This window comes from Streptosporangium sp. NPDC049046 (assembly GCF_040649155.1).
Lineage (GTDB): Bacteria > Actinomycetota > Actinomycetes > Streptosporangiales > Streptosporangiaceae > Streptosporangium.
Window position 1 is genome coordinate 172363 of record NZ_JBEZEZ010000006.1, and the last position, 26755, is coordinate 199117.

Here is a 26755-nt window from a genome sequence, read left to right on the forward strand (position 1 = left end):
GAAAGTGGCGAAGCTGCGAGTAGGCGTCGTCTCCCCGGAGCGTGAGATCTGGTCCGGTGAGGCCGACATGGTCATTGCCAAGACCGTCGACGGCGAGATCGGTATCATGCCTAAGCACGCGCCCGTGCTCGGCGTTCTCGTCGAGGGCGGGTTGCTGAAGATCAAGCGAGGCAACGGCGAGGCCGATCTCGTCGCCGCCGTCCACGGAGGGTTCCTCTCGGTGGCCGACGACGAGGTGTCGGTTCTGGCCGAGGTGGCCGAGCTGGGTTCCGAGATCGATGTCGCCCGCGCGAAGAGCGCGCTGGAACGGGCTCAGGCCTCGGTCGAATCCGAGCAGGAAGACGCGGACGCGGCCGCCGGGGCGAGGCGTGCCAGGGCCCGGTTGCGCGCGGCCGGGGAAGAAGTCGGATAAATTCTGCTTCTTAGGCTGTACGCGCTTTTGGGGGGCGAGCAGACATGGTGGTGGATGTTCTCATCGTGCTGGGGCTGCTCGTCGCCCTCCTGGGCCTTCGGGTTCTGATACTCACCCGCTCCCGGGGATCGGTGCTCTGTTGTCTGCGCTCCCTGTCGAAGAAGCGGGGCTGGCGGGTCGGGGTGGCCCGCTACGCCGACGGCCACCTCAACTGGATTCCGCTCATAGGTCTGCTCCCAAGGCCGCGCCACGTCATCGTGAGGCGCGGCCTTGTGGTTTCCGGACGGCGCAAGGTCGGGTCCGGTGAGTTCTTCGGGTTCATCGAGGGCGTGACGGCGATCGAGTGCCGCAACGGGAACGACGCCTTCGAGCTCGCGATGGGATACCGGGCACTGACGGGCTTCGTCGCCTGGCTGGAGTCCGCCCCGCCCAGCGCCTACCTCGACGTCGCCTGACCCACCTGCCCGGCGGCACCCGCCGGGCCGGGCGCGATCGCTCTCCGCGTGTGCCGACGGGTTTCTCCGTGGGCTGCCGTCGGGCCGGCCGCGGTCCGCGTTCTCCGCGTGTGCCGACGGGTTTCTCCGTGGGGATCCGTCGGCGCTCGCTCTCAGCGGGTGCCGCCGGGCTTCCAGAGGATCTCGTCGCCGCCCGCGGCCACCCGGCAGAGGATGAACATCAGGTCACTCAGCCGGTTGAGGTACTTCGCGGTGAGCGGGTTGACGTCGTCGTGGGCCTCCATGGCCGACCAGGTGGTCCGCTCGGCCCGCCGGACCACGGTCCTGGCGACGTGGAGCGCGGCCACGGCCGGGGTGCCGCCGGGCAGGATGAAGCTGCGCAGCGGCGTGAGGCGTTCGTTGAACTCGTCGCACCGCGCCTCCAGCCAGTCGATGTAGGAGGGCTCGACGCGTAGCGGGGGGAACTCGGGGTTCTCCACGACCGGGGCGCACAGGTCGGCCCCGACGTCGAACAGTTCGTTCTGGATCCGGCTGAGGACGGCGGTGACGTCCGCCTCCAGGGTCCCCGCGGCGAGGGCGACACCGATCGCGGCGTTCGCCTCCTCGACGTCCGCGTAGGCGGCCAGGCGCGGATCGGTCTTGCGAGTGCGGCTCATGTCGCCGAGCGCGGTCGTGCCGTCGTCCCCGGTACGGGTGTAGATCTTCGAGAGCACCACCGGGTTGTCTCTGTCAGCTCGCGTCATGAGGCTCAGCGTATCGGCAGGAAAACCATCCTGTTTAACCTGATAGAGGACCATATGATTTATCGATGGTTTCTGGTTTCTACCTGCGATTCCCCCACATCTCCCACGAGACGCTCACCTTCGTCGCCGACGACGACGTGTGGGCGGCCCCGGCGGACGGCGGCCGCGCGTGGCGTCTCTCCCTGGACCGAGCCCCCGCGAGCCACCCTCGTCTCTCGCCAGGCGGTACCAGGGTCGCCTGGACCGGTGTCCGTGACGGCGCTCCCGAGGTCTACCTGGCGGACCTGGAGTCCGGTTCCGCGGAGCGGCTGACCTACTGGGGAGACGCGCGGACGCGGACGCGCGGCTGGACGCCGGACGGCGAGGTCCTCGCGATCAGCGCGACCGGCCAGCCGTTCGCTTCGCAGACCTGGGCCTACGCGCTCGGTGAGGGACGGGTCGAGCGGCTGCCGTACGGCCCGGTCAACGACCTGTCGATGGCGGGGGACACAGTGGCGCTCCTCGCCGGAGGGCTTCCCCGCGACCCCGCGGTCTGGAAGCGCTACCGGGGCGGCACGGCGGGCCGCCTGTGGGTGCGGCGCGGCGACGGTGACTTCACCCGGATCCTGACCGACCTGAACGGCCACCTCGCGAGCCCGATGCTCGTCGGGGGGCGGCTCGTCTTCCTCTCCGACCACGAGGGCATCGGCAACCTCTACTCCTGCGACCTGGACGGCGGCGGCCTGCGCCGCCACACCGACCACGAGGTCTTCTACGCCCGGCACGCCACCACCGACGGGACCCGGATCGTCTACCAGAACGCCGGAGACCTCTACCTCCTGGACGATCTCGACGCCGAGGCCCGCAAACTCGACGTCACCCTCGGCTCCCCGCTGCGCGGGCGGCAGCCGTACCAGGTCAACGCGGGCAGGCGGTTGCACGACCTGGCCGTGGACGCGACCGGGCGCGCCAGCGCGGTGGAGGTCCAGGGAACGGTGCACTGGGTGACGCACCGGGACGGCCCGGCGCGGCAGCTCAGCGACGGCCTGTCGGCGGGGCGGCCCCGCATGCTCGGCGACGACCGCGTGGTGTGGGTCTTCGACGACGGTGAGACGCAGGGGCTGGAGATCGTCCCGGCGGGCGGCGGGGAGAGCCGCAGGATCGCCGTGGGGACGCTGGGCGAGGTCGGTGACCTCGCCGTCGCGCCCGACGGGAACACGATCGCGGTGACCGCGAGGAACGGACGGCTGCTCCTGGTCGACGTGGCCTCCGGCGAGGCCGTGGAGCTGGCCAGCGCCGAAGGGGAGATCCACGGCCTGACCTGGTCACCCGACTCGGCCTGGCTGGCCTGGTCGCACCCCGACGGCCCCCAGCTGCGCAGGATCAGGCTGGCGAGGGTGGCGGACCGGGTCGTCACCGATGTCACCGACGGCCGGTTCGTGGACATCTCACCCGCTTTCGCGGGTGACTATCTGGCGTTCCTGTCGCGACGCGGCTTCGACCCGGTCTACGACGCGCACTCCTTCGACATGTCCTTCCCTTTCGGCTACCGGCCCTACCTGGTGCCGCTGTCCGCGTCCACGCCGTCCCCGTTCGCGCCCAGCGCCGCGGGAAGGGCGGCCGACCCCGACTCGGACTCGGGTTCCGGCTCCGACGGCGACGGCAAGAGCGACGGTGCGCTCACCGTGGACCTGGAGGGCATCGCCGCCAGGGTCGTGCAGGTTCCGGTGCCGGAGGGCCGCTACTCGGACCTGCGCGCGGTCAAGGGCGGGTTCGTCTGGCTGCGGGAGCCGCTGGCGGGGGAGCTCGGCGAGGACAGGGACGAGGTGGGCGGCGAGGCGCCCCGCCCGGCGCTGGACCGCTACGACCTGGTCAAGCGCGAGTGGAAGGAAGTGGTCGACAAGCTCGACTGGTACCGGGTGAGCGGTGACGGCACACAGCTCGTCGTCAGCGACAAGGGCACGCTCACGGTTCGTCCCGCCGGGGGCAAGCAGGGCGGCAAGAACGGTGACGACGCGACCGTCGACCTGTCCAGGATCCGGATCACCGCCGATCCGCGCGTCCTGCGGCGGCACGCCTACGCCCAGGCGGGCCGCAGGATGCGCGCCGACTTCTGGGTCGAGGACATGGCCGACGTCGACTGGGAGGACGTACTGGAGGAGTACCGGCCGCTGGTGGACCGGGTCGCCACCGCCGACGACTTCGCCGACCTGCTCTGGGAGGTCCTGGGGGAGCTGGGCAGCTCGCACGCCTACGTCGACGCCGCTCCCTGGGGCTACCCGGCCTCAGAACCGGTCGGGCTGCTCGGCGCCGACCTCTCCAGGGGCGACGACGGCCGCTGGCAGGTGGACCGGGTGCTGCCCGCGGAGTCCTCCGACGTGCACGCCCGCTCGCCGCTCGCCGGTCCGGGGGCGGGCGTCCAGCCGGGAGAGGCGCTGCTCGCGGTCGACGGGCGCCCGGTGCCGCCGGAGGGACCCGCGCGGCTGCTGGTCGGCGCCGCCGACAAGCCGGTCGAGCTGACCCTGGGTGGCGGGCGGCGGGTGGTCGTCACACCGCTCCGCGACGACCGGCGCCTGCGCTACCAGCACTGGGTGGCCGGATGCCGGGCACGGGTCAGGGAGCTCGGCGGCGGACGCCTCGGCTACCTGCACATCCCGGACATGGTGGCCGAGGGCTGGGCGCAGTTCCACCGCGACCTGCGCAGGGAGATGACCTTCGAAGGGCTCGTGGTGGACGTACGGGGGAACCGAGGCGGCCACACCTCCGAGCTGGTCATCGAGAAGCTGATCCGCCGGGTCATCGCCTGGGACCTGCCCAGGGGCATGACGCCGATCACCTATCCCGAGGACGCGCCGCGCGGTCCGCTCGTCGCGATCACCAACCAGAACGCCGGATCCGACGGCGACATCGTCACCGCGGCCTTCAAGATCCACAAGCTCGGGCCCGTGGTGGGCACCCGAACCTGGGGAGGCGTCATCGGCATCGAGGACGACCACCGCCTGGTCGACGGCTCGCGCGTCACCGTGCCCAAGTACTCCTTCTGGTTCGAGGAGCTGGGCTGGGGCGTGGAGAACTACGGTGTCGATCCCGACGTCGAGGTCGACATCACCCCCGACGACTGGGCGCAGGACAGGGACCCGCAGATCGAGGAGGCGGTACGGCTCGTGCTGGCCGCGCTGGAGGAGCGTCCGGCGGCGACCCCACCCGATCGCTCCACCCGGCCCTCCCGGCGGCGTCCCGCGTTGCCACCCCGCCAGTAGTTGACATTTGTCACCCGGAACACCGTAAAGATCACCGTTTTCCGGTGATATCCACGACTACCTGGTCAAATGCCGGACGACGACGATTGTCGTCATGAGAACACCACAGGTGACGGACCCGCCGGGCCTCGACAGTGTGATCGAGGTCGGCGGGCTCCGGCAGGCGTACGGCGACTTCGAGGCGGTGCGCGGCGTCTCCTTCGACGTCCCGAGGGGCGAGTTGTTCGCCCTGCTCGGCACGAACGGCGCAGGCAAGACCACCACCGTGGAGGTCCTGGAGGGTTTCAGGGCCCCCACCGACGGCAGCGTCCGGGTGCTCGGGCTCGACCCGGTCAGGCAGCGCCGGACGCTGCGGCCCCGTGTGGGGATCATGCTGCAGGAGGGCGGCTTCCTCGGTGACCTCACGGTCGCGGAGACCGTCGGCCTGTGGGAGGGGCTGAGCCGGGACACGGGCCGTACCGCCGCCTCCGCGAGGACGTTCTCCCTTCCCGGCCGGCGCAGGGGCACGGATCCGGGGACCATGGACGCGCTGGAGGCGGCAGGGCTGGCCAGGAAGGCGAGGACCAGGGTCCGGCAGCTCTCCGGTGGCCAGCGGCGCAGGCTCGACCTCGCACTGGCGGTGATCTCCCGGCCGGAGGTGCTCTTCCTGGACGAGCCGACCACCGGCATGGACCCCGAGGCGCGTCGTGCCACCTGGAAGGTGATCGAGGACCTGCGGGCGGGGGGCACCACGGTGCTGCTCACCACCCACTACCTAGAGGAGGCCGAGCGCCTCGCCAACCGGCTGGCCATCATGCACGAGGGCCGGATCCACCTCCAGGGCACCGTCGAGGAGGTGGTGGCCGGCTCCGGCGACCGGATCTCCTTCCGCCTTCCCGGCATCTCCTGGACCTTCGGCGAACTGCCCCCGCTGGACGGCGTAGCCCCCGTACTGACCTACGGCGGCGACACGGGCGATACGGGGGTCGCCTACACCCTGACCGGCGCGCGGGCGGCGGCCCGCGCGCACGCGGCGGTCCGGCTGCTGCTGGACTGGGCCGACGCGCGGGGCGAGACCCTGGAACGGCTGGCCGTACGCCGGGGAACCCTGGAGGACGTCTTCCTGCGGGTGGCAGGGGAGGCGTCGCCGGCCGGGGACGCCGGAGACGACGGTACGGATCGGCGGGCCGACGGCGGGCCGGTGGCGGCAGGACCGGCGAGGAGGGGCGAGTGACCATGAGAACCGACGTGCTGCACGCGATCAGGCTCGCGAGGATCGATCTCACCCTGGTGAGCAGGAACACCACGGTCCTGTTCAACGTGCTCCTGCTGCCGCTCCTGATGGCCTGGCTGTACACCCAGGCGGTCGGCGCCGAGAAGATCGATGGCGTGGACGGAAGGCAGTTCGTCCTGGCCGGGCTGCCGGGGGTGCTGCTGGTGTTCGCGGTCTTCGTCAACCTGGTGAACTCCTTCACCGCCCGGCGAGAGGAACTGGTGCTCAAGCGGCTGCGCGCGAGCCAGCCGTCGGGGCCGGCGATCCTCGGTGGCGGCGCCCTCGGGGCACTCGTGCTCTATCTCGCCCAGGTGGCGCTTCTGGCCGTCTGGATGCGGCGGGCCGAGGGAATCACGGTGGCGAACGTGCCGATGCTCGTGACCGTCGCCGTCCTGGGAGTCGCGCTGTTCTGCCTGCTCGCCGCCGCCTTCTCCGGCCTCACGCCGAACGCCGAACTCGCCCAGGTCACGGTGCTGCCGGTGCTCCTGCTCGTGCTGGTCGGCGCCCCGATCGCGTTCCCCGCGGACACGCTGCCCGGCGCGCTGGGCCATGTCGCCGCCCTGCTTCCCGCGACTCCGATCGTGGAGATCGCGCGTACCGCCTTCCTGGGCGGTGACCACATCTCCGGGGGCGGCGAGGCGCTGAGCACGGGCGGGCAGTGGGTGGCCGCGCTGCCCTCATTCGGGATCCTGCTGGCCTGGATCGCGGTGGCCGGGCTGCTGGCCCGATGGCTGTTCCGCTGGGAACCTCGGCACGGCTAACGTGCATAACGAAATGCCGGCCGACTTCGCGAGACAAGGGATGAGGCGCCTCGCGCGCCTCGTCCCCTCCGCGTTCTCCACGCACCGTGCCCCCGCCGCCCCCGCCGCCCCCGCCGCCCCCGCCGCCCCCGCCGCCCCCGCCGCCCCGGCCCCCGCCCCTTCCGTGCTTTCCGTGAGAAGGCGGCGCTCATCCGTCCAGCGGCTCCGCCGGATGACCGTCTTCTCCCTCACCATGGGCCTCGTCCTCGCCTGGATCAGCCCTCTCGCCGAGCTGGCGGACGAGGACGGGGGAAGCAGGCCCTCGCTGCTGACCGTCGGGATACCGGGCCTGGTGATCTTCAGCCTTCTGTACCTGAGGATCGTCAAAGCGGCCCTGGACGACACCGGCGCGCGAGGCGAGATCGTCGCCTCTGCCGTGGTCGCGGTGGTCCTCATGCTGACCCAGAATGGCGATCCCTGGCCCTGGGGGTTGCTCGGCCCGGCGTGGGCGTCGGGCGCCGCGCTGCTGCTCGGCAGATCCGCCACGATCGCCGTCACCGTCGTGGCCGCCGCCGCCGGACTGTTCCTCGCGTCGCCGGGACAGGGGGTCGCCGAGGTGTTCGCGGCACCGTACGAGGAGAGTTCCCTGCCCGGCATCGGCGCCTACCTCGGGGTGGCCGCGGCGGCGCCGTGGGCGAACCGGTTCCAGCTCTGGTTCTGGCAGCTGTTCAGGGCCGCTGAGGAGGGCAAGGAGGCGCGGGCCAGGCTCGCCGTCACCGAGGAGCGACTCCGCTTCTCCCGCGACCTGCACGATCTGGTCGGGCACAGCCTCTCCGCGATCGCCGTCAAGAGCGAGGTGGCCTCCAAGCTGTCGGGCGTGGACGCCGGGCGGGCGGCCAGGGAGATGGACGAGGTGAGGGCCCTCGCGCGGCAGACGCTCAAGGAGATCCGCGCGGTGGTACGCGGCTACCGGACGGTCGATCTCACCGCCGAGCTGCGCGCGATGACCGCGGTGCTGGAGGCGGGCGACATCCGCTGCACCCTGGAGACGCCGCGCGAACAGGTGCCAGAGGGGACGGCCACCCTGCTGGCCTGGGTGGTGCGGGAGGGCACCACCAACGTGCTGCGGCACAGCTCAGCCACTCGGTGCCGTATCACGATCACCCTCCACGGGGAAGACGTCGTGCTGGAGATGACCAACGACGGGGTGAACGAGGAAGGGGCGGGTGGCGACGGGGTGGACGGCCGGGGCGGCACCGGCCTCCTCGGGCTGTCGGAGCGGGTCGCCGCGATCGGCGGGACCGTCACGGCGGGCCCCGGCGCTCCCGGGACGTTCAGGCTGCGGGCGACGATCCCGCTGGAGGGAGAGCGATGATCCAGACGATGGCCGTCGTGCCGGGCCGTCCCACCGTCTCGTACCGTCTCGCCGTGCCGGGCTGTCCGGTCGAGGTGGGGCGTTCCGGTGGGGTGAGTGGTCCGGTCGAGGTGGGCCGTTCCGGTGGGGTGAGTGGTCGGGGCGAGGCGGGCCGTCTCGCCGTGCCGGGCTGTCGGGCCGAGGAGGCATGGTGATCCGGACACTGCTCGCCGACGACGAGCACCTGGTCAGGAAGGCGATCGCCACCCTGCTCGGCCTGGAGCCGGACATCGAGGTGGTGGCGGAGGTGGCGAGGGGGGACCTGGTGGCGGCGGCCGTGCTGGAGCACCGGCCCGATGTGGTCGTGCTGGACATCGAGATGCCGGGGATGGACGGGCTGAGCGTCGCCGAGACGCTGCGGGGCCACGCGGTGCTGATGCTGACCAGCTTCGGGCGGCCCGGATACCTGCGGCGGGCGCTCGCGGCAGGGGTGCGCGGCTTCGTACCCAAGGACGCCTCCGCCGACGAACTGGCGACGGCGATCCGCAAGGTCCACGCGGGTGGGCGCTATCTCGACCCGGAGATGGCCGCCTCGGCGATGATGGCGGGGGAGAGCCCTCTCACCGAGCGCGAGCGCGGCTCTCTGGAACTGGCCGCGCAGGGCGCCTCGGTCGCCGAGATCGCCGCCGCGCTCCACCTCACCCAGGGCACCGTACGCAACTACCTGTCCAGCGCCATCACCAAGCTGGGCGCGACCAACCGGATCACCGCGATCCGGGCCGCCCAGCAAAAAGGTTGGCTCTAAACGCGTTTTCTCCTTCGAATCGGGCAAGGGACTCCCGTGTTCGCCGGAAGATCGACGTCAGGGACGAGGGAGGTTCGCACCTTCTGGTAGGAGTGACGACCTTCTTCCGCGCGGTGACATCGGATGAACGCGATGCGTGACCAGTCGGCGGGTGACGCGTCGCCGTGGTGCCGGGCCGGTTTCTCCGTGGCGGCCGGGCGTGAGGAGGAGGCATGCGCGTCTCTGGTAACTCCCGGGCTCAGGTGGTCGGCGTCGGGAATCGTCTCGACGTGGGAACCGTGGCCCAGGTGCGTCCGCGACTGCACGAGGCGGTCGACTCGGGGCGGGGCGACCTGATCGTAGATCTTTCCGGGTTGGAAATGATCGACGCCACCGGTCTCGGGGTGCTGGTGGGCACGCATCGCCGCGCTGTGAGCGCGGAACGCCGCCTCATCCTGCGGAGGGTGCCGCCCAGGGTCATGCGGGTGCTGGCGGTGACCCGGCTCAACCGGGTCCTCACCGTCGAGCTTCCGGTGGCCGCGGTGGCCTGATCCGGAAGGTCGCCGGGTTCGGGGATCCGGCGGCACCGGAGCACGATGTCGGAGGACGGGCACGGCGGGCCCGCCCTCGTGTCACACCGCTGTCGTACACCGCTGTGTTACGCCGCGATCAGGTCACGAAGGACCTGTGGAAGATGTGCGTGGCGGTGTCGATGAGCCTGGCGACCGGAGGTGGGTCGTCGGCCAGGACCCACTCGATGAGCAGTTCCTGGATCGCCCCGATCATCCCCAGCGCGAGGAGGTGCTGGTTGGCCTTCGTCGCCTCCGGCATGTCGGCGACGTTCGACTCGATCGTCCTGGTGAGGGCCGCGACGGCCGACTGCCTGGAGGTGAGGAGGCAGTCGCCCGCCCGGCGGACCTCCAGATGCATGATCTGCGCACGACGCCTGTCTTCGGTGACAAAGGTGATATAGCTGGTGATTCCCGTCCTGACCCGGTCGGCCAGGGTATCGGGGGCCTGCTCGATCGCTTTCGACATCGACTCCAGCGTCTCGTGCACGCATCGGGTGTACACGGTCTGCATCAGCTCCTCGCGTCCTGAGAAGCACTCGTAGAATGCGCGGTTGGAGATACGTGCCTCGGCACACAACCTCTCGATCGTCGTTTCGGGGAATCCGGGGTCGGAGAAGAGGGTGTACGCCGCGGAGATCAGACGCTCCCGGCGCTCCTCAAGTCGCTCCTCCGCTGACATTCCCCGGTAGGACCGTCCATTCATGTCAAGCTCCCACAGATCAGTGCGAGGTTGACAGATACTCGCTTTATCACTTCCACCTCATGGCTCTGGCCCCCGGAATCAACCATTATGGGTGCAAGATCCTTTTTGTGGAAGAGTCGCTATGTTATTTCTTGCATTATCCATGTAAGAAGGCGACATGTCTGAGTAGTCGGTCAAGGTGTTTTCAGTCGCGGTGGAATGGGCGGGGTTCGTCGCGGGCGGCGCGGGAAAGTCCGGCCCCGGGTCGCGAACCTCGGGGCGCCGTTCTGTTCAAAGTCCGCTCGGCCTCAAGAGCGAAGCCGGCCTCGGAAGAGCGGCCGGGGTGGCGCCGGTCCCGGTGGGCGACCGCCTAGCGAGTGAGCAGGCCCCGGTCCAGGGCCGTGGTCACGGCGGCGGTGCGGTCGGAGACGCCTAGCTTGCCGAAGACGCGCAGCAGATGGGTCTTGACCGTGGTCTCGCCGATGAACAGGGCCCTGCCGATCTCCGCGTTGGTCAGCCCCCTGGCCACCAGGGAGAGCACCTCCGTCTCACGCGGCGACAGCGACTCGGTCACCGGAGCCCGCATCCGGGTGACCAGCCTGGTCGCCACCGACGGCGACAGGACGGTCTCCCCGCGCGCCGCCGAGCGGATCGCGGCGAGCAGGTCGGCCCTGGAGGTGTCCTTCAGCAGATAGCCCGCCGCGCCGACCTCGACCGCCCGGACGATGTCGGCGTCGGTCTCGTAGGTGGTCAGCACGATCACCCGGCTCTCCGGCCGCCCGGTGAGGATACGCGAGGTGGCGCTCACCCCGTCTCCGTCCGGCATACGCAGGTCCATCAGAATCACATCCGGGGTGAGCTCCGCTGCCCGTACGACGGACTCGTCCCCTGAGGCCGCCTCGCCCACCACCGTGATCCCGGAGTCGGCCTCCAGCATCCCCCGAAGGCCCTCGCGGACCACCGGGTGATCGTCGACGATCATCACGCGAAGCATGTGTCACCCCTCCTGGTCGGGACGGCCGGTGCCGTCGCTCTGGCCGGTTCGGTCGGTGGGGGGAGCGGGCCGTTCCGGAGAGTCGTCGGCGGTGAGGACGGGCCGGTCGGTGGGGACGACCACCTCAAGCACCGTCCCCTCGCCGGGGAGTCCCTTCACAGTGAGGGTGCCGCCGACCTGCTCGACGCGGGCGCGCATGCCCCGCAGGCCGTACCCCTCGCCGCCGGACGGCTCGAAACCGCGTCCGTCGTCGCGTAACCCCAGCCGTACGGAGCCGTCCCGGTAGGCGATCGAGACCGCGACGGACGCCGCGTCCGCGTGCTTGCGCACGTTGGCCAGCCCTTCCTGGGCGGCGCGGACGAGCACCACCTCGGCCGAAGCGCTCAGCGGCCGGGACCTTCCGTACGCCTCGAATCCGGCGGACAGGTTCGTCTCCTCGCCGAAGCGGTTCGTCAGCCGCCGCAGCGCCTCGTCCAGGGTCGAGCCGTCCAGCGGCGCCGGGCTCAGCGTGGTGACCAGCAGGCGGGCCTCGGTGAGGTTCTCCCGCGCCGTCCGCATGGCCAACGCCAGGTGGCGGGACGGGTCGGGCTGCGCCTCGGCCGCCTGGAGCAACATGATGATGCTGGTGAACCCCTGAGCAAGGGTGTCGTGGATCTCCCCGGCGAGCCGTTCGCGCTCCGCCTGCGCCCCGCGCTCGGCCGAGAGCGTGGACACCTTCACCCGGCTGCTCTCCAGCTCCTCGATGAGCGCGGCCCGCTCCTCGCTCTGCCGGGTGATCCGCTCCATCCAGATGCCGAACGTGGCGGAGAAGACGACGACGATCGTGGCGACCACCAGGAAGTTGAACGGCTCCGCCCCCTCGACCAGGAACAGGTAGCGGATCATCGCGGGGAGGTTCAGCGCGGTCACGGCGATCATCGCCCGCCTGGCGGGGAAGACCATGAAACACTGCGGGCAGAGCCCGAACAGGGCGTAGGTCGCGTACGACGCGGTGAGTCCCGGGGGAGTGAACAGCGCGATCAACAGGCCGATGTAGACCGCCCCCCGCAGCCGGTCACCGCGGATGATCGCCGGACGGCCGAACAGGACATAGAGCGGCAGGATCGCGCCCAGGCAGCTCGCCACGATCACCTTCTCGCGCACGGGCACGTCGATGACGAACGCGGTCGAGGTGGGCAGGAGGAGCCCGAAGGCCAGAAGCAACTCCCAGCCGCGCAGCGACTCCCACGCGTGCGGTTCGGTCCTTCGGGCGGAGGGCTCGGTGTGGTCGGCGAGACTCACCCGTCTCGGCGGCTCTTCCAGCGGAACGTCATCAGGCACAGCACCAGTCCTCCGACCGCCCAGGCTCCCAGGACCAGGGCGACCCGGTTGAGTTCGTACGAGTTCGCGACTTCAAGTGTGGCACCGGCGTCCCCCAGGAAGACCGACCGGAACCCCTGGCACATCCACTTGAGCGGGAAGAGCGAGGCGATGTTCACCAGCCAGGACGGCAGCTGTCCGATGGGGATGAACACCCCGGAGATGAACTGCAGCACCACGAACGGCATCGCGATCACCGCGGAGGCGCTCTTGGCCGACCGGGGCAGGCTGCTGATCGCGACACCGAGCAGGGCCGAGCCGACCACGCCGAGCACGAACACCCAGGCGAAGGTCACCCACCGGAACGCCTCCGACGGCAGCTTCAGGCCGAACAGCGCGACCCCGATCGCGAGCAGGATGACGACCTGCAGGAAGGAGACGAACAGGGTGTTGAGGGCCTTGCCGATGAAGTAGGAGGTGCGCGGCAGCGGGGTGCCGGCCAGCCGTTTGAGCGTGCCGTCGTCGCGGTCCACCGCGATGTTGATCCCGAGGTTCTGGAACCCCGTCATCGCGGCGGTCCCGATGAGCCCGGCCACATAGAGCTGGGAGACGGTGAGGCCGGTCCCCTCCATCTCACCGGAGAAGATCGATCCGAAGATCACCAATATGATGATCGGGAAGGCGAAACTGAAGATCACCGCGTCTCGCTCGCGAAAGAACATCCTGTTCTCGACGACCGTCCGTGACAGCCCCAGTCGCATCACGGAAGGTTGCCCCACGGATGACGCCGGGGCGGAGGGGCGGGCAAGGGTCTGGCTCATCTGGTCGGTCACCTCGGGGGATCGGTTCGCGCTCGTACGGGAGACGGTCAGGCGGGGGTCTCGATGAGGCGGAGGTAGACGTCCTCCAGGGTGGGACGGGTCACGGCCAGTTCGGGGACCTCTCCGTCGAAACGACGGGTCAGCTCCAGCACGGTCCTGGTCGGCGTGTCCGTCTCCAGGAAGTGGCGCTCACCCGCGTCGGACCAGCTCACCAGTGCCTTGCCGGCGGCCCTGCCGCCCAGCGTCTTCGGCTCGCCCTCGGCCACGATCCGTCCCCCGGCGACCACCGCCACCCGGTCGGCGAGCGCCTCGGCCTCGTCCAGGTAGTGGGTGGTCAGCACGATCGTGGTGCCGTCGCGGGCCAGGCTCTCGATCAGCTCCCAGAACCGCCTGCGAGCCTCCGGGTCGAACCCGGTGGTCGGCTCGTCCAGGAAGAGCAGCTCCGGATCGCCGATCACCCCGAGCGCGACGTCCACCCGGCGCCGCTGCCCGCCCGAGAGCTTCCGGATGCGCTGGTCGGCCTTCTCGGTGAGCCCGACCTGCTCGATCACCTCGTCCGGGTTCTTGGCGCCGGGGTAGTAGCCTGCAAAATGCCGTACGGTCTCCCGCACGGTCGCCTCGGCCACGTCGTTGGCCGTCTGCAGCACGATGCCGATCCGTGAGCGCCACGCGCGGGTGGGCCTGCCGGGGTCGACCCCCAGGACGCTCACCTCCCCGGAGTCCCTGGAGCGGTGCCCCTCCATGATCTCCACCATGGTGGACTTCCCCGCCCCGTTCGGGCCGAGGATCGCGAACACCTCGCCCGCGCGGATGTCGAGATCGACTCCTGCGACGGCCTGAACGTCGCCGTAGCGCTTGGTCAGACCTCTCACTCTTACCGCTGTGTCCATGTGCCAAGCGTCGCGTCCACGCGGTTCTCGCGGTACCGACGTTCGATGGAGCCCTGTGTCCACCGAACGGAGGACACGGGGCCCGTCGTTTCTCTCTCGATCGGCGGCGTGCCGTGACGGACGGCCGCTTCATGCGCTCGATCTCAGGCCGGATGATCCGGACGTGGTGCACATCGAGTGTGCCACCGGCACACCGTATTTGAAGAGCGATTCAGAAGGCACGGGATAACCACTGATATTCGGCTGTTTTCCGGCAGCCGCATTGCTCGTCGAGAATTCAGTAACGCCTGTCGCGAAAAGGGTGGCCGAGCTTGAGTGGCGGGCTGGGAAGAAGGGAGGCGGAAATGTCGATCAATGATCGACCGGTGACCCCGTCGGGTGCCGAATGGCGCGAGAGCGCGCGGTAATGGCCAGGGTGGGCCTGTGTCGAGGTGGCGCGGAAACCCGCCCGGTGTCATCGCCGTGCGCGACGGCGAGGATCCGAACGGCCTCGCCCTGGACTTCGCACCCAAAAAGTGGTCGGCGTTCCCGGGCGGGGAGCTCTGCGTGCCGTGACAGCCGTCGGATTCCGTTTCGCACGCCTCCTCCGGGCCTCGGCGGCACTCAGCTCGTCAGAACAGGGTGTCCTCGCGTTCGATGCCGCGCAGCTCGTCGTAGTCGAGGGTGACGCAGCGGATGCCTCTGTCCTCGGCCAGGGTCTTGGCCTGGGGCGCGATGCTCTGGGCGGCGAGGATTCCGGAGACCGGGGCGAGCAGGGGGTCGCGGTTCATCAGCTCCAGATAGCGGGTGAGCTGTTCCACGGCGTCGATGCCGGCGCGGCGCTTGAGCTCCACGGCGACGGACGCGCCCGTGTGGTCGCGGCAGAGAATGTCGACGGGGCCGATCGCCGTCATGTATTCGCGGCGGACGAGCGTCCAGCCCGCGCCCAGGGTGGTGATGTGCTCGGCGAGCAGCTCCTGCAGGTGGGCCTCGACCCCGTCCTTGATCAGGCCCGGATCCACGCCCAGCTCGTGGCTGGTGTCGTGGATGATCTCCTCCATGGTGAGGACGAGCTTCTCGCCGGTCTTGCCGTGGGTCACCGTCCAGGTGCCCTCCTCCTCGCGGAGCTTGCACGGCGGGTTCATCCAGTTCAGCGGCTTGAAGGCCCGGTCGTCGGCATGGATCGAGACGCTGCTGTCGGCCTTGATGAGAATGAGCCGGGGTGCCATCGGAAGATGGGCGGTGAGTTTCCCGACGTAATCCACGCTGCACCGAGCTATGACCAGACGCATGACCGAACCCTATCGGCCCGCAGGGACCCCGGTCCCCGTGATCCATCCGGACGGCCCGCCGGCGGGCCGTCGGCGGTTGGGGTGTGACTCCCCGCTCGTACGGGAGTCGTACGGGCGGGGAGTCACGCCGAGAGGTCAGCGCACCGCCTCGGAGAGCTTGACGCGGGCGCCCGTACGCAGGACCGCGCGGCTGTAGATGCGGGCGCCGAGCATGAGGGTGCCCGCCGTCGCGAGGAGCATCAGGACCGCCGCCAGGGCGATCTCCCAGGCGAACACCTCACCTCCGGCCATCCGGACCGGCATGACCATCGAGGAGAACGGCGGCACCAGCGAGAGGATCCTGGCCACCGGGCTGCTCGGCTGGACCGCCGCGAAGTAGGCCACCAGGTAGGTGACCATCATGAGCATCGTCATCGGGGTGAGGACGCTGTTCGCGTCCTCCTGCCTGGACACCAGAGACCCGAGCGCCGCCGCCATCGCGGCGAAGAAGGCGTATCCGAGGACGAACCAGAACAGCGCGCTGACCACGATGCCCGTCATCCCCGGGGGCAGGTCGGCCGCGAGACCGGTCGCCGCCGCCGCGCCGAGACCGGCCACGATGATCACGACCATGTTGGCGAGCGCGAGCGCGCCCAGCCCCACGATCTTGCCGCCGAGCAGCTGCCAGGGACGGACCGAGGTGAGCAGGATCTCCACGATCCGGCTGCCCTTCTCCTCGACCACGCCCATGGCGACGTACATGGAGGAGTAGATGAGCAGGAAGAACAGCACCATGACCAGCAGGGACGCGATGCCCACCCGCACGCCCGCGTAGCGGGTGTCGGCTCCGATGGAGACCTGCTCCAGAGGGGCGACCCGCATCGCCTCCGCCACCTTGGCCGGGTCCAGGCCCGCCTCGCCCAGCCGCCTCTCGGTCTGGGCGGCCTGGTTCGCGCTCTCCAGCAGCAGACCGAGGTCGCGGTCCACCTCGCCGTCGGCGAGCACCTTGCGGCCGTCCACCACGGCGGCGTCGACGTCGCCCGCGGTGACCGCGGCGCTCGCGGCGGCCTCGTCGGGGAACTCCCTGACGGTGAGCTCCACGTCCTTGGCCGCGCCGGTCAGGGCCGGCCGCAGCGCCTGCGACTGCGCTCCGGCGAGCCCCACGGTGTAGGAGTCGGGCCCGGAGAAGAGCCTGGGCAGGAACGCCAGTGCCGCGACCAGCACGGCACTGACCACGAGCCCGATGACGAACGCCTTCGTACGGCCGCGCGTGACGATCTCCCGCCGTGCGACCAGCCACAACCCGTTCACGCTACGGCCTCCCTGAAGATCTCGGTGAGTGTGGGGCGCTGCCACCCGAAGTGCTCGACCCTTCCGGCCTTGGCCGCGAGGCGCAGGATCTCCTGGTCGTCGCCGTCGACGCCCGCGACGAGGACCTCGTCGCCCTTCTCGACGACCTCTCCCGGCAGGGACGTGGCCCAGCCGGGAGAGGCGTCCCTGACGACCACCCTGAGCAGGCCGCGTCCCTCACGGTCGCGCAGCTCCTCGACCGTTCCGCTCGCCACCATGCGACCGGAGGAGATGATGCCGACCGAGTCGCAGAGCCGTTCGACGAGGTCCAGCTGGTGACTGGAGAAGAGCACGGGAACGCCTGCGGCGCGCCGCTCGGCGAGCACCTCGGCGAGCGAGTCGACGGCGAGCGGGTCGAGCCCGGAGAAGGGCTCGTCGAGGACGAGCGCCTCGGGATCGTGCACCAGCGCCACCGCGAGCTGCACGCGCTGCTGGTTGCCCAGGGAGAGCGCGTCCACCGCGTCGTTCGCGCGCTCGGTGAGCGAGAGGCGTTCGAGCAGGTCGCCGGTGGCCTTCTTCGCCCCGCTCGCGGTCAGGCCGCTGAGCCTGCCGAAGTATTCGACCTGCTCGGCGACCTTCATCTTCTGGTACAGACCGCGCTCCTCCGGCATGTAGCCGAACCGGCGCCGGTCGTCGAACGTCAGCGCCCTGCCGTCGCGGCGCACGGAGCCCGAGTCGGCGGTCAGCACGCCCATCAGGATGCGCATCGTGGTGGTCTTGCCCGCCCCGTTGGCCCCGACGAAACCGAACATCTCGCCGGGTTTCACGGAGAACGTCACGCCGCCCAGGGCGACCTTGTCGCCGTACCGCTTGTGCAGGTCGTCTATCTCGATCATTGGGGGGATCCCTCGGTGAGACGTCTCAACACGGAGACGTAGTCATGGAACGCCTGGCGGCCCTCATCGGTGATGGCGAGCCAGGTGCGCGGGCGCTTACCCACGAAGGCCTTCTCCACGCTCACGTAGCCGGCCTCCTCCAGGGTGATGACGTGCTTGGAGAGCAACGAGTCGCTGACCTCGATCGTGTCGCGCAGGAAGCGGAACTCGGCCTTGTCGGTGACCGAGAGCGCGGCCATGATCGACAACCGGACGGGCGCGTGGATGACGTCGTCGAGGCCGTGCCGAGGGTGTGAGCCCGTGCTGCCTGCGGCGCTTCCGGCGCCGCGCGTCGCCCTGCCCGCGCCGCCGTCCGCCGGGCCCGGGTGTCCCGCCTCCCGCGCGCTGTGGGTCTCGCTCACCGCTCCACCCGCAGCACACGCCAGGCCGCGTAGAAGATCGGGACGCTCGCGCAGATCGACAGCGCGATCAGCGCCGCGCTCCAGACCACGCCGGGGTCGTCGGGGCGCAGGAACGCGCCGAACACGAACACGAACAAGACCAGGGCGACGTACGAGATCGTCACGGGCCCCGTCGCCTTGTTGGCCCAGGCGACCTCCGGGTCCTGAACCCTCATGCCGCCGAGATATCCGACGAACAGGACGGTGAGGACGAGCCAAGCCGCCGCGGCCGTGTTTCTGGACCAGCCGGGGCCGAGGAACATGACGGGCCAGTAGACGATCGTGCCAACGCCCACGATCACGTAGAGCAGGCCGGCGAGGCGCGCCGGTCGCCGGGTGCGCCGGCCGACCTCGTCGATCTGTCGCAGGGCGTCCTCAGGTGTCAGCTCGTCCTTCACGACTCCTCCTCCGCTCATGTTCTCAAACGCTACTGGTTACTCAACTCCGGTTCAAGTACTTTCTGTCCGCTCTTTGGCTACCTGCCCGGCTTTTGGGGTAGCCGGTACCTCTCTGGGAGACTGTTGTGACGCCGGAGTGGCGGTTCGCCAGGTGGGCGACCCGGTGGGCGGGGTGGGAGAGCGATGACGAGCACTTGTCGGGCGGCGCGAGCGGTCGGAAGGACCGTGATGGCCGGCCTCGGCGCGACGGGCTCGTGAGCCCCCGCAAGGCCCGCCGCGCCGACCCCTTCGACCGGGGCGGCAAGCGGGGCCTCGCCCGTCCCGTCGGGGGCTCCGTGCCCGGCGTCGACCGTACCGAGGAGTGGCCCGACGGTGACTGGCAGGTGCGCCGGGTCACCGGTGGCGCGGCGGACAAGGTCTACCGCTGCCCCGGATGCGATCAGGAGATCAGGCCAGGACTGCCGCACCTGGTCAGCTGGCCCGCCTGGCCGGGCGGGGAGGACGAGCGCAGGCACTGGCACACCGCGTGCTGGCGCAACCGGGTCAGGCGCGGACCCGGCAGAAGCAGATACTGACCGGCGCACGCGGGCCGGCCATCACCGACAACGACCGGCCATCACCGGCCACTATCGGCCACGACCGGCGCAGACGCGGGTCGGCTACCACTGACCTACCACTGACAACGACCGGCCATCACCGGCCACGACCGGCTCCGACGCGGGCCGGCAGGGCGGATTCGAGGAGAGACATGGAGATTCGGGCCTCTACGGTGTTGCCCGCGCGCAGGGAGCCGATCGAGTTGCACACCGGCGACGGGCTGACACTCGTCGGTGAGCTCGCCCTTCCCGCCGACCGGCCCCCGGTGGCCACGCTGGTCTGCCTGCATCCGCTGCCCACCCATGGCGGCATGATGGACAGCCACGTCTACAAGAAGGCCGCCAACCGGCTGCCCGCCCTCGCTGACCTGGCCGTGCTGCGCTTCAACACGCGCGGCACCACCTCGGAGCGGGGCACCTCCCAGGGAGCCTTCGGCGCCGGCGAGGACGAACGCATGGACGTCGCCGCGGCCCTGGAGTACGCCGACTTCCACGACCTGCCCCGGGTCTGGCTGCTCGGCTGGTCCTTCGGCACCGAACTGGCGCTCAAGTGGGGGCACGACCCGCTGGTGGAGGGGGCGATCCTGCTCTCCCCGCCGCTGCACCGGGCCACCGACGCCGACCTCGACGCGTGGGCGGAGTTCGGGCGGCCGCTGATCGCGCTGATCCCGGAGTTCGACGACTACCTGCGTCCCGAACAGGCCCGTGAACGCTTCGCCAGGGTGCCCCAGGCCGAGGTCGTCGGGGTGGACGACGCCAAGCACCTGTGGGTCGGCGAGCCGTACGTGCGCATCGTCCTCGACCAGATCGTCCAGCGGGTGAATCCGGCGGCCCACCCCCTGCCCACCGAGGTTCCCGGATCGTAGGAGCCTGTCCGGTTCGGTCGTCCGACGAGATCATTGTCGCGTACGCCGTTCGTCGAGGCCGGGGCACCACGAAGTCCTGATCTCCGAGCCCGCCGGAACGCCCGCGTGATCCGGGCGGTGAAGAAGAGACGAGACAGGAAGAGAGCCCGGCGACCGTGCAGGTCGCCGGGCTCTCTCCCCGTAGCCGTCGCGAACGCCCCGGAGTCAGCGGCCGCCTATTCCTGCCACCACTCCGCGTCGTCGTCCTTCGTCTCGGTCCTCGCGGGCGCGGGAACCGGCTTCTCGGCGCCGTTGGCGGCGGGGATGGCCGGCTTCGGCGGTGCCGCGGCGATCGCGGGCTCCGGGTCGGCGGCCGGGAGCGGTGCGCCACCGAGCAGCTGGCGCAGCTGCGCGAGGTGGCTGGTGATGCTGTCGCGCTGGCGGGTCAGCTCGTCGACCTGGCGCTGGGCGACCGAGCGGCTGCGCTCGGACTCCGCCTTGGCCTCGGAGACGATGGACTCGGCGCTCGCCTTGGCCTCGGAGACGACCTGGTCGGCGTTCTTGCGCGCGTTGGCCAGCAACTGCTTGGCGTGCGTGTCGGCCTCGCGACGGGTCTGCTCGGCCTGCTGCGTGGCCTTGGTGGCGCGCTGCTCGGCGGTGGCCGCGCGCTGCTCGGCGGTGGCGGTCAGCTGCTGGGCCGCGGCCTGCGCGTTGGCGTGGCGCTCGGCCTCCTGGCGCTCGGCCTCCTCGCGCCGGGCGGCGAGCTGGATCTCGAACTCCGCCTCGTCCTGTGCCCGCTTCGCCTCGGACTCCTCAAGCACCCGCTGGGCCTGGGCGCGCATCTCGTCGGCCTGGCGCTTGGCGGTGGTGAGGACCTCGTCGCGCTCGCGCTTGGTCGAGGCGCGCAGCTGGGCCACCTCGCGCTCGGTGGTGGTGCGCAGCTTGGCGATCTCGCGCTCGGAGTCGGCGCGCTTCTCCGCCACCTCGTGGTCGGCGGTGGCGCGCAGCTTGGAGACCTCGCGCTCGGTGGTGGCGGTCAGCTCGTCGGCCTCGCGGCGGGCGGTCGAGCGGATCTCCTCGGCCTCGCGCTCCGCGCTGGTGCGCATCTCGTCGGCCTCGCGGGTGGCGAGGGCGCGCTTCTCGGCCGCCTCGTTCTCCGCGGCGGCGCGCAGGTCGGCGGCCTCGACCTTGGACGCCGCCTTGATCTCGTTCGCCTCGGCCCTCGCGGCCTGGACCAGCTCGGTCGCCTGCTCCTCCGCCAGGCGGAGGAGTTGCTCGATCCGGGCGCCGAGCCCGGAGTAGGTCGGTCGCTCCTGCTCCTGGAGCTGACGTTGTGAGTCGGACAGCTCCCGCTGCAGGCCCTGGAGCTGCTCCCGGGACTGCCGGAGCTCGCCGTCGAGCTGCTTCAGATGGTCGTGGACCTGGTGCCGGTCATAGCCACGAAGCACCACGTCGAATTCCCGAGCGGGGGCGTCTTCAAAGAAATTGTTGAGCTGGGCATCGATGTCGGACTGCATGGAGGCTCGATCCTGGGTTGTCGAGACGGCTACACGGGCCGGACGGGGGTTTCAGGCATCCGAAGCGGGAGCCGGGGCGGGATCCACGTCCGGTGGTACGCCAGCGTACTCCGCCGTTGCCGAGTTGGCGGTCTCGTCCGACTTTATGCGCGACTTGTTACGTATCAGCGTTTCTTGCATTCGGGGTGGGCTTGGCGTGCCTTTCCGGGGCCTGTACGAGTTCGGTGAGCATTCCCCCGACGTCTTTGGGGTGAAGAAAGGCGATGGAAGAGTCCATGGAGCCGTGGCGCGGTCGCTCGTCGAGCAGCCGGACCCCCTTGCCGCCGATCTTGTCCATCGCCTGCACGACATCCGGAACGCCGAAGGCGACATGATGGACACCTTCCCCGCGCTTCGCGAGAAATTTGCCGACCGGCGTGTCGGGGCCGAGCGGTTCGAGAAGCTGGATATACGATCCACCGCCTTCGCCGTCGGCGATGCGCAGCATCGCCTCCTTCACTCCCTGCTCGATGTTCACCTCGCGGGCCACCACCGTGAGCTCGAAGGTCTGCTCGAAAAAAGCGATCTTCTCCTCAAGGTCGTGGCAGGCGATTCCTACATGATCGATGCGCATGAACATGGGGTCATCCTCCATGGGGTCGCCGATGTACTCATGGGTATGGTGGCAAAGTCGCTCCAAGTCCCGTCAGGGAGGCCCCACTTATGTCTGGTTCCGTCATCGTCGCCGGAGCTCGTACCCCCATCGGACGGCTGCTCGGTTCGCTGTCCGGCCTGTCGGCCGCCGAGCTCGGCGGCATCGCCATCAAGGCCGCGCTGGAGCGTTCCGGCGTCGCTCCCGACGCCGTGCAGTACGTGATCATGGGGCAGGTGCTCCAGGCGGGTGCCGGTCAGGTCCCCTCCCGCCAGGCCGCCGTCAAGGCGGGCATCCCGATGACCGTGCCGTCCCTGACGATCAACAAGGTATGTCTCTCCGGCCTGGACGCCATCGCCCTGGCCGACCAGCTCATCCGCGCCGGCGAGTTCGACATCGTGGTCGCGGGCGGCATGGAGTCCATGTCGAACGCCCCGCACCTGCTGCCCGGCCTGCGCAGGGGCGTCAAGTACGGCTCCGCGGACATCGTCGACTCGATGGCCTACGACGGCCTCACCGACGCCTACGACCAGGTGGCCATGGGCGAGTCCACCGAGCGGCACAACGCGCGTTTCGGCCTGACCCGCGAGGAGCAGGACGAATACTCCGCGCGCTCCCACGGGCTCGCCGCCGCCGCGATCAAGAACGGGACGCTCGACGACGAGATCGTGCCGGTGTCCATCCCGCAGCGCAAGGGCGAGCCGGTGGTCTTCTCCGCCGACGAGGGGGTGCGCGGCGACACCACCGTCGAGGTCCTGTCGCGGCTGCGGCCCGCGTTCGCCAAGGACGGCACGATCACCGCCGGATCGGCCTCGCAGATCTCCGACGGTGCCTGCGCGGTGGTCGTGATGTCCAAGGCCAAGGCCGAGGAGCTCGGCCTCGACTGGCTGGCCGAGATCGGCGCGCACGGCAACGTCGCCGGACCCGACAACTCGCTCCAGTCCCAGCCGGCCAACGCGATCAGGCACGCTCTCGCGAAGCAGGGCCTGGAGGTCGGCGACCTCGACCTGCTGGAGATCAACGAGGCCTTCGCGCAGGTCGTCCTCCAGTCGGCGAGGGAACTCGGCGTTCCCCTCGACAGGGTCAACGTCAACGGCGGCGGCATCGCCGTCGGCCACCCGATCGGCGCCTCCGGCGCCCGCATCGTCCTCACCCTCGCCCACGAGCTCAGGCGCAGGGGCGGCGGCCTCGGGGCGGCGGGGCTCTGCGGTGGCGGCGGGCAGGGCGACGCCCTGATCATCCGCGTACCCTCGGCATGATCGCGGAGGTCTCCGACCTGGTCGCGATGGCGCGCCAGGGAAGGCCGCGGGCTGTGGCCCGGCTGATCTCCATGGTCGAGAACGGCTCCCCGAGGTTGCGGGAGATCACCGAGCTGCTCTGCGCCGACCGGCCGCACCGGGCACGGATCATCGGGCTCACCGGCTCTCCCGGCGTCGGCAAGTCCACCTCGACCGGAATGCTGGTCCACGCGTTCCGCAAGCGGGGCATGCGGGTCGGCGTGCTCGCCGTCGACCCGTCCTCACCGTTCACCGGCGGGGCGCTGCTGGGCGACCGGGTCAGGATGCAGGACCACGCCACCGACCCGGACGTGTTCATCAGGTCGATGGCGAGCCGGGGCCACCTGGGAGGGCTGTCGTGGGCCACGCCTCAGGCGCTGCGTGTCCTGGAGGCGGCCGGTTGCGAGGTCATCCTCGTCGAGACCGTCGGGGTCGGGCAGGCGGAGGTCGACATCGCCTCGCTCGCCGACACCACCGTCGTGTTGCTCGCCCCGGGGATGGGCGACGGCATCCAGGCGGCGAAGGCGGGCATCCTGGAGATCGCCGACGTGTTCGTGGTGAACAAGGCCGACCGCGAGGGCACCCAGGCCACCGTCCGCGAGCTCCGCAACATGATCGCCCTGGTCGAGCGGCCCTGGAGGCCGCCGATCGTACCGACCGTGGCCTCCAGAGGTGAGGGAGGCGAGGAGGTGGTCGACGCCCTCGGCGACCACCTGGCCTATCTGGAGGCGTCGGGGGAGCTCGTCCGGCGCCGTCACGCCAGGGCGAGGGACGAGATCGAGGCGATCGCCCTCACCGCCCTGCGCTCCCGCTTCGCCCACCTGCACGGCGACCGGCGCCTCGACGCCCTCGCCACCCGCGTCCTGGACTCAGAACTCGACCCCTACACCGCGGCGGACGAGCTCCTGGCCGCCACGGGCTGAGCGAGACCCGCGCGCCTCGGGCACCGAACCGGTTACCGAGCCGCGCGGGACCGTGATCCGGACTTCGGATCCCGTGGTCCGAACCTCGTCCTTGGGACCCCGCGATCCGGCGGCCGTGGCACATGCCCGATCCGGGGGATCGAGATCACGGCTCCGGGGCTCAGGTCTCGTCGGCGAACTTGACGGTGACCTTCTCGAAGCCGAGGCCCTTCAGCAGGCCCTCAAGCATGATCTTGGTGTTCTGGTCGGCCCGGTTGCGCAGGTCGCTGGCCTGGGCGGCCTCGGCGATCTTCTTCTCGGCGAGCATGTAGAGCTCCCGCTGGTCGGCGGGGGAGGAGGACAGCAGATCCTCGACCCGGTCGAAGAGGCCGCGCTGCTGGGCGTAGACGTACGAGCGCTTGTTGTCGATGTTCGGCTTCTCCAGCTGGGCGCGGGGCAGCTTCACCGTGACCTCGGTGCGGTCGGGGGAGACCGTGAGGGCGTTGCCGGCGATGCCGCCGAAGTCGACGTAGGCGTCGACACCGCCGGCGCCGACGAAGAGGGTCCTGCTGCCCTTGATCGCGTCGGGCAGGAAGGCCGCGTCCTTCTCCAGGTCCACCACGACCTGGAAGTTGCCGGTGGCGGCCTCGAAGCGGCTGAGGTTGTGGATGGACTCCAGCAGCACGGGCTGGCTGCGGTCGATCGTCTCCTCACCGAACGGGTTCAGCCACGACCAGGCGAGGCGTGCGCCGACGACGAGAAGGATCACGACGACGAGCAGCCCGGCGAGAAAACGCCAGAAACGCCCGCGGCGCGCCGTAGGGGGCGCCGCGGGCGGAGCTTCTTGGGAGGCTTTCACGGCGCTTTCCTTCCCCGCACGGTGACCTTCTCACGCGGAGCCTATGCCGATCTTCCTACCCCCGGGGAGAGGGCGGCGCGCCCCGTTCCGCGAAGGGGGCGCGCCAGGGGCCGGTCGGGGTGATCACTCCGGGGGCGGGGGGAACGCCGGGTGCCTGGTGGACGGTGCCCGGCCGCGGTTCGGGGCCGGTCGAGGCGCCCCCCGCACCCTGCCCGCTCTGCCCTGTCTGGGAGGTCTGTCCGGCCTGGCCGCCGAAGTGAGTGCTTTGTAGCCGGCAGTCGGTGAAGTCGGTGTAGTGGAGGCGGAGCCAGTCGCGCCGCTGGACGTCCGTGAGGCCGGAGAACCAGGCCGCGGCATACCGGTGCTCGGGAAGCGGCCCGCCGGGAAGCGGCTCGCCACGCAGCCACGCGGTCACGATGTCGCGGTAACCCGACGCGGGACCGGAGCCGCACCGGGCGGCCAGGCCGTCGACGAACTCGTCGGCGGCCTTCTCCGCGAAACCGGCCGCCAGGTCGTCGACATGGATCGCGATCACGCCCGCGGAGGCGGGAGGGCTGTCGCGCCTGGGATGCTGTTCCACCCGGGAGAACTCCCCGGGCGTCCCGGCCAGCCGAGACGCGATCTTGATGAACTCCGAGCCCAGCTCGGGGAGGCCGGCGCGCATGCCCGGGTGCACACACACCATGATCGGCCATTCCTGGCAGCTGTAGACGACCTGCTGGGCGGAGACCGGCTGCGGCTCGGTGAACAGCCTGGCCATACCGGTCCCGGCGGCGAGCACCGCGATCAGCGCCGCGGCCAGCACCAGGGCCTGGCGCGTCACGACCGCCGCCCAGCCGAGCAGCAGCGCCGAGCTGATCCCCACCAGCCAGAGCGTCTGGTCGGTGAACGCCGCCGCGTTCAACCCCTGGAACGGGTCGTACGGCTCCCGCGTGGCGGGGGCGAGCCGGTCACCCCAGGTCGGCCCCTGGCACAGCCAGGTGAACAGGCTGTAGCAGCCGAGCCCGGCGAGGGCCGGTGTGATCGTCCAGGGCATCAGCCAGCCGATCACCCAGCCGATGACGACGTACAGCGCGAGCCCGGCCGCCCCCATCACCAGACCGCTGGGCAGCAGCCGCCCGGCCTGCTCTGTGATCATGGTTCTGACCGCGAGGACCAGGACAGTGGCGGTGAACGCGCCTCCCGCCACCACCAGGATCGCGAGTGGTGCCCGTACCGCCTGCCACGGGCTCATCGCCCCCCCACGCGTCCCGCGCCGTCTGCGCACCGCCACCCAGGCGGCGAACGCGGCCGCCACCGGGCCGGTGAGCCGGAGTGAGCCGATCACCGCGACGACGATGTTCTCCCACGCGCTGACCCCGGGAACCAGGACGCTCCACGCCGCGACCACCCCGAGCACGAGCAGGACGGCGACGGCCATCAACCCGCTCTGCTGGAGTTCCTCGCGTGAAACGCCCCCGTGCTCACGCACCGGTGGGCGTGGTGAGAGCCCACGCCGCGTCGATGCGGTCAAGGTCTGTCCGGCGTTCGAACGCCGTTGAGTTGTCGTTCATGAAGCACCCCCCGTGCCGTGAATGTGCGGATGCCGGTCCCCTCGGCGCCGGTCCGGCTCGCGTC

At 70.4% G+C, this 26755-nt stretch carries 29 protein-coding genes; 14 read left to right on the forward strand and 15 right to left on the reverse strand.

Features of this window, described 5'->3' with window-relative positions:
- Nucleotides 1-4: 4 nt before the first annotated feature.
- Nucleotides 5-412: a F0F1 ATP synthase subunit epsilon gene (locus tag AB0B96_RS10455; protein ID WP_350948570.1), complete on the forward strand. Its 408-nt coding sequence runs from the start codon at nt 5-7 to the stop codon at nt 410-412.
- Between the two features lie 44 nt (nt 413-456).
- Nucleotides 457-867, forward strand: a complete 411-nt coding sequence (locus AB0B96_RS10460) for a DUF2550 domain-containing protein (RefSeq protein WP_350948571.1) — start codon at nt 457-459, stop codon at nt 865-867.
- A gap of 152 nt (nt 868-1019) precedes the next feature.
- On the opposite strand, the gene AB0B96_RS10465 is transcribed toward AB0B96_RS10460, so the two are convergent.
- Nucleotides 1020-1610, reverse strand: coding sequence for a cob(I)yrinic acid a,c-diamide adenosyltransferase (locus AB0B96_RS10465; RefSeq protein WP_362897516.1), 591 nt, complete (start codon nt 1608-1610; stop codon nt 1020-1022).
- A 65-nt stretch (nt 1611-1675) separates the two neighbouring features.
- Here AB0B96_RS10465 and AB0B96_RS10470 point away from each other — a divergent pair, with 65 nt between their 5' ends.
- From AB0B96_RS10470 to AB0B96_RS10500, 7 genes are all read left to right on the forward strand, one after another.
- Nucleotides 1676-4849: a S41 family peptidase gene (locus tag AB0B96_RS10470; protein ID WP_362897518.1), complete on the forward strand. Its 3174-nt coding sequence runs from the start codon at nt 1676-1678 to the stop codon at nt 4847-4849.
- 94 nt (nt 4850-4943) lie between these two features.
- Nucleotides 4944-6062 carry an ABC transporter ATP-binding protein gene (locus tag AB0B96_RS10475; RefSeq protein WP_362897520.1) on the forward strand — a complete coding sequence of 373 codons (1119 nt, stop codon included), beginning with the start codon at nt 4944-4946 and terminating at the stop codon, nt 6060-6062.
- A 2-nt stretch (nt 6063-6064) separates the two neighbouring features.
- On the forward strand, nt 6065-6862 hold the full coding sequence (locus AB0B96_RS10480; protein WP_362897773.1) for an ABC transporter permease: 798 nt from the start codon (nt 6065-6067) through the stop codon (nt 6860-6862).
- A gap of 40 nt (nt 6863-6902) precedes the next feature.
- Entirely contained in the window at nt 6903-8216 is a 1314-nt protein-coding gene (locus AB0B96_RS10485; protein ID WP_362897522.1) for a histidine kinase, read from the forward strand.
- Nucleotides 8213-8410, forward strand: a complete 198-nt coding sequence (locus AB0B96_RS10490; RefSeq protein ID WP_362897524.1) for a hypothetical protein — start codon at nt 8213-8215, stop codon at nt 8408-8410. Before AB0B96_RS10485 ends, AB0B96_RS10490 begins: the two co-directional genes overlap by 4 nt.
- Nucleotides 8407-9000 carry a response regulator transcription factor gene (locus tag AB0B96_RS10495; protein WP_362897775.1) on the forward strand — a complete coding sequence of 198 codons (594 nt, stop codon included), beginning with the start codon at nt 8407-8409 and terminating at the stop codon, nt 8998-9000. The genes AB0B96_RS10490 and AB0B96_RS10495 overlap by 4 nt, the downstream gene beginning before the upstream one ends.
- Nucleotides 9001-9212: 212 nt before the next feature.
- On the forward strand, nt 9213-9530 hold the full coding sequence (locus AB0B96_RS10500; RefSeq protein ID WP_362897526.1) for an STAS domain-containing protein: 318 nt from the start codon (nt 9213-9215) through the stop codon (nt 9528-9530).
- A 118-nt stretch (nt 9531-9648) separates the two neighbouring features.
- On the opposite strand, the gene AB0B96_RS10505 is transcribed toward AB0B96_RS10500, so the two are convergent.
- The 5 genes from AB0B96_RS10505 to AB0B96_RS10525 form a co-directional block, all read right to left on the reverse strand.
- Nucleotides 9649-10254 carry a TetR/AcrR family transcriptional regulator gene (locus AB0B96_RS10505; RefSeq protein ID WP_362897528.1) on the reverse strand — a complete coding sequence of 202 codons (606 nt, stop codon included), beginning with the start codon at nt 10252-10254 and terminating at the stop codon, nt 9649-9651.
- Between the two features lie 349 nt (nt 10255-10603).
- Complete coding sequence (locus AB0B96_RS10510; RefSeq protein ID WP_362897530.1) at nt 10604-11227, reverse strand: response regulator transcription factor; 624 nt, start codon at nt 11225-11227, stop codon at nt 10604-10606.
- Between the two features lie 3 nt (nt 11228-11230).
- The gene (locus tag AB0B96_RS10515; RefSeq protein WP_362897532.1) at nt 11231-12547 is read right to left on the reverse strand and encodes a sensor histidine kinase; all 1317 of its coding nucleotides are present in this window, start codon (nt 12545-12547) and stop codon (nt 11231-11233) included.
- Complete coding sequence (locus AB0B96_RS10520) at nt 12505-13347, reverse strand: ABC transporter permease (protein ID WP_362897534.1); 843 nt, start codon at nt 13345-13347, stop codon at nt 12505-12507. The genes AB0B96_RS10515 and AB0B96_RS10520 overlap by 43 nt, the downstream gene beginning before the upstream one ends.
- A 47-nt stretch (nt 13348-13394) precedes the next feature.
- On the reverse strand, nt 13395-14237 hold the full coding sequence (locus AB0B96_RS10525; protein WP_362897536.1) for an ABC transporter ATP-binding protein: 843 nt from the start codon (nt 14235-14237) through the stop codon (nt 13395-13397).
- Between the two features lie 423 nt (nt 14238-14660).
- On the opposite strand from AB0B96_RS10525, the gene AB0B96_RS10530 reads away from it, so the two are divergent.
- Nucleotides 14661-14792 (forward strand): DUF397 domain-containing protein, encoded by a 132-nt coding sequence (locus AB0B96_RS10530; RefSeq protein WP_362897538.1) that lies wholly within the window; start codon nt 14661-14663, stop codon nt 14790-14792.
- Nucleotides 14793-14848: 56 nt separating this feature from the next.
- Here the strand turns inward: AB0B96_RS10530 and nucS are convergent, their stop codons facing one another.
- The 5 genes from nucS to AB0B96_RS10555 all read right to left on the reverse strand — a co-directional run bounded on the left by nucS (nt 14849) and on the right by AB0B96_RS10555 (nt 18511).
- Nucleotides 14849-15508, reverse strand: coding sequence for an endonuclease NucS (gene nucS, locus AB0B96_RS10535; RefSeq protein WP_350948584.1), 660 nt, complete (start codon nt 15506-15508; stop codon nt 14849-14851).
- Nucleotides 15509-15643: 135 nt separating this feature from the next.
- A complete protein-coding gene (locus tag AB0B96_RS10540; protein ID WP_362897541.1) occupies nt 15644-16798 on the reverse strand; it encodes an ABC transporter permease in 1155 nt (384 codons plus the stop codon).
- Nucleotides 16795-17673 carry an ATP-binding cassette domain-containing protein gene (locus AB0B96_RS10545; RefSeq protein ID WP_350948586.1) on the reverse strand — a complete coding sequence of 293 codons (879 nt, stop codon included), beginning with the start codon at nt 17671-17673 and terminating at the stop codon, nt 16795-16797. Before AB0B96_RS10545 ends, AB0B96_RS10540 begins: the two co-directional genes overlap by 4 nt.
- Nucleotides 17670-18074 (reverse strand): transcriptional regulator, encoded by a 405-nt coding sequence (locus AB0B96_RS10550; protein ID WP_362897543.1) that lies wholly within the window; start codon nt 18072-18074, stop codon nt 17670-17672. Before AB0B96_RS10550 ends, AB0B96_RS10545 begins: the two co-directional genes overlap by 4 nt.
- Nucleotides 18071-18511, reverse strand: a complete 441-nt coding sequence (locus tag AB0B96_RS10555) for a hypothetical protein (protein ID WP_362897545.1) — start codon at nt 18509-18511, stop codon at nt 18071-18073. Before AB0B96_RS10555 ends, AB0B96_RS10550 begins: the two co-directional genes overlap by 4 nt.
- A gap of 254 nt (nt 18512-18765) precedes the next feature.
- On the opposite strand from AB0B96_RS10555, the gene AB0B96_RS10560 reads away from it, so the two are divergent.
- Nucleotides 18766-19086: an ATP/GTP-binding protein gene (locus AB0B96_RS10560; RefSeq protein ID WP_350948606.1), complete on the forward strand. Its 321-nt coding sequence runs from the start codon at nt 18766-18768 to the stop codon at nt 19084-19086.
- Between the two features lie 173 nt (nt 19087-19259).
- Nucleotides 19260-19973, forward strand: a complete 714-nt coding sequence (locus tag AB0B96_RS10565; protein WP_362897547.1) for an alpha/beta hydrolase — start codon at nt 19260-19262, stop codon at nt 19971-19973.
- A 215-nt stretch (nt 19974-20188) separates the two neighbouring features.
- Here AB0B96_RS10565 and AB0B96_RS10570 read toward each other — a convergent pair whose 3' ends face one another.
- A complete protein-coding gene (locus tag AB0B96_RS10570) occupies nt 20189-21469 on the reverse strand; it encodes a DivIVA domain-containing protein (protein ID WP_362897549.1) in 1281 nt (426 codons plus the stop codon).
- A 157-nt stretch (nt 21470-21626) separates the two neighbouring features.
- Nucleotides 21627-22088 carry a methylmalonyl-CoA epimerase gene (gene mce, locus AB0B96_RS10575; RefSeq protein WP_350948591.1) on the reverse strand — a complete coding sequence of 154 codons (462 nt, stop codon included), beginning with the start codon at nt 22086-22088 and terminating at the stop codon, nt 21627-21629.
- Nucleotides 22089-22171: 83 nt separating this feature from the next.
- Between mce and AB0B96_RS10580 the strand changes: the two genes are divergently transcribed.
- Together AB0B96_RS10580 and meaB are read left to right on the forward strand one after the other, a co-directional pair.
- Nucleotides 22172-23359 (forward strand): acetyl-CoA C-acetyltransferase, encoded by a 1188-nt coding sequence (locus AB0B96_RS10580; protein WP_362897552.1) that lies wholly within the window; start codon nt 22172-22174, stop codon nt 23357-23359.
- Nucleotides 23356-24300, forward strand: coding sequence for a methylmalonyl Co-A mutase-associated GTPase MeaB (gene meaB, locus AB0B96_RS10585; protein WP_362897554.1), 945 nt, complete (start codon nt 23356-23358; stop codon nt 24298-24300). The genes AB0B96_RS10580 and meaB overlap by 4 nt, the downstream gene beginning before the upstream one ends.
- A gap of 160 nt (nt 24301-24460) precedes the next feature.
- On the opposite strand, the gene AB0B96_RS10590 is transcribed toward meaB, so the two are convergent.
- Entirely contained in the window at nt 24461-25138 is a 678-nt protein-coding gene (locus tag AB0B96_RS10590; protein WP_350948594.1) for a DUF4230 domain-containing protein, read from the reverse strand.
- Nucleotides 25139-25193: 55 nt separating this feature from the next.
- Entirely contained in the window at nt 25194-26609 is a 1416-nt protein-coding gene (locus AB0B96_RS10595; protein WP_362897557.1) for a hypothetical protein, read from the reverse strand.
- Between the last annotated feature and the right edge of the window lie 146 nt (nt 26610-26755).